General features: G+C 76.6%; 1 pseudogene. It reads right to left on the reverse strand.

The features are described 5' to 3' along the window. A pseudogene (locus B9S61_RS00110) lies at positions 1-414 on the reverse strand (hypothetical protein); the annotation flags it as partial.

The raw sequence follows: 414 nt of genomic DNA on the forward strand, positions 1-414 counted from the left end.
CGCGCCGAGGCGGCCGTCCGGGGGAGACGGTGGCGCCGGTCACGGCCAGTCCGGCGCGGGACAGTTCACGGTGGGTCAGGGCGGTGTCGCCGATGCGTACGGTCCGGTCGGCGGCGCCGGTCGCCCGGGAGGCGCCACCCGGCGCCACGTCGGACACCGTGTACAGGCGGCCGTCGGAATCGGCGGTCCAGGTGGCCGCACCCGCGTAACCGGTTGCGGTGAGGACGGGTTCGGAGAAGATCCCGTACAGACGCAGGGAACCGTCGGGACGGTACGGCCGGCGGACCGTGCCGCGCAGTTCGCTCAGGTCGGGGCCGGTGGCGTACGGAAGGCGGTGGGCGAGGACGAGGACGGCGGCGAGCGCGTCGGCGAGGCCGGTGAGCCGGTACCCGGGGTCGGCGGTGCGGGCCGCCC

Origin of the sequence: Streptomyces sp. SM1, assembly GCF_002910825.1 — a bacterium.
Taxonomy (GTDB): domain Bacteria; phylum Actinomycetota; class Actinomycetes; order Streptomycetales; family Streptomycetaceae; genus Streptomyces; species Streptomyces okerensis.